General features: G+C 61.7%; 2 protein-coding genes. One reads left to right on the top strand and one right to left on the bottom strand.

Going from position 1 to position 1932, the window contains the following annotated elements:
- Nucleotides 1–345, bottom strand: a 345-nt coding sequence (locus EN879_RS33860; protein ID WP_206521061.1) for a triose-phosphate isomerase, incomplete at its 3' end; no start/stop codon positions are given.
- A 145-nt stretch (nt 346–490) separates the two neighbouring features.
- On the opposite strand from EN879_RS33860, the gene EN879_RS33855 reads away from it, so the two are divergent.
- Nucleotides 491–1932 (top strand): SurA N-terminal domain-containing protein (locus tag EN879_RS33855; RefSeq protein WP_127274605.1); only part of this gene is annotated, 1442 nt, incomplete at its 3' end.

Genomic DNA, 1932 nt, shown 5'->3' with positions numbered 1-1932 from the left:
GGCCTGGACAGTGGCGTCATCCTCGCCGCGTTGCTCGCGGCATTCGGAATGGCCGACGATGACATGGCTCGCACCGGCATCCCTGAGCATTTCCGCCGAGATGCAGCCGGTGTAGGCGCCGCTCTCCTTGGTGTGGCAATCTTCGCCGCCGGCATGCACCGGCGTGCGCGACAGGATCTCGGCGGCGTGGGCAAGCAGGGTTGCGGGAACGCAAACCAGCGCTTCGGTCTCCGCGTCAAGCCCACTCATGAAGCCGTTGCCGATCATCCTGAGCTCGTTGAGGGAGGCGCTGGTGCCGTTCATTTTCCAGTTGCCGGCGACGAGCGGGCGAATTCCTGGCGTCATGGGTTTGCTTCTCCGGATGATATCGGGGCTCTGGCCCTCACTACCAAAATCAGGCCACAAAGCAATCGACAGTGGGCCGGAAGGGCGCTATTGCGCTTGTTTCAGACTCGGCGCATGCGAAAATGCGCATAAATCGGAAGTAAAAATGCTTGGTATATTGAGAAGCGCGGCAGGCACCTGGGTCGCGAAGGGGCTGTTGGTGCTGCTGGTGCTCAGCTTTTTGGTCTGGGGCGTTTCCGGACGGCTGATGGGCGGTTTGGCCGGCCATGATTCGGTGATAACCGCTGGCGGCACCAAAGTGTCGATCAACGAATACCGTCTCGCCTATGATCGCCAGCTCGCCGTCATGTCGCAGCAGTTCGGCCAACGTCTCAGCCACGAACAGGCAAAGGCGCTCGGTGTCGATAACCAGGTGCTGGCGCAGCTCGTCTCGGGTGCCGTTCTCGATGAACAGGCCCGCAAGCTGGGCCTCGGACTTTCCAAAGACCGGCTGGCCGAGCTGACACGCGAAGACCCGGCCTTCAAAGGCCCGGGCGGCCAGTTCGATCGCAGAACGTTCGAATATATGCTGCAGCAGATTGGCATGCGACCCGAGGACTATTTGAAGAACCGTGCTCAGGTGGCGGTGCGCCAGCAGATTGTCGAGGCGGTCTCGGACGGCCTCAAGGCTCCGGACACTTTCTTCAAGGCAGTTGCGCTCTATCGCGGCGAAGACCGCACCATCGACTATTTGACGCTGCCCAAGGCACTCGTCGAGCCGATCGTGGCGCCATCCGATAGCGTGCTTTCGGCCTATTTCGAAGCCAACAAGAAGACATATGCGGCACCCGAATACCGCAAATTCTCCTATGTCCGCCTCGAGCCGGTCGACATCATGGATCCGACCGCCGTCACCGACCAACAGGTCAGCGACGATTACAACAAGAACAAGGCGCGTTACACCACGCCGGAATTGCGTACCATCGAGCAGCTCGTGTTCAAGACGCCGGATGCGGCCAAGGCCGCGTTCGATTCGCTCAAGGCAGGCGCCACTTTCGACAAGCTGGTCACGGCGGAAGGCAAGACCCCAGCCGACACGTTGCTCGGCACGCTTGCCAAGGACAAGATCGCCGACAAGGCGGTCGCCGACGCCGCCTTCGCGCTTAACGCCAATGAAGTCAGCCAGGTCGTGCAGGGCGCCTTCGGTCCGGTGCTGCTGCGTGTCACCGAGATCAAGCCCGAGGTGGTGAAGCCGCTGGCCGAGGTGTCCGACCAGATCCGCAAGGATCTGGCGCTGGGCGAGGCAAGCCGCATCCTTCTGGACGTGCGCGACAATTACGATGACACCCGCGCCGCCGGCAGTTCGCTGGCCGACGCTGCGGCCAAGCTGAAGCTGAAGGTCGTCACCATCGACGCCATCGATCGCAGTGGACTGCGGCCAGATGCAAGCATCGTCAAGGACCTGCCGCAATCGCCGGAGCTGATCAAAGCGGTCTTCGACGCCGAACCCAACACGGAAAACGATGCCTTGACCACAGCCGACAACGGCTTCGTCTTCTATGAGGTGGCGTCCATCACGCCGGCTCGCGACCGCACGCTGGATGAGGT

Source organism: Mesorhizobium sp. M7A.F.Ca.AU.002.02.1.1 (assembly GCF_003998535.1).
Taxonomy (GTDB): Bacteria; Pseudomonadota; Alphaproteobacteria; order Rhizobiales; family Rhizobiaceae; genus Mesorhizobium; species Mesorhizobium ciceri.
Note: the sequence above shows the minus strand (reverse complement) of the source record. Positions and strands in the feature narration are given on the sequence as shown.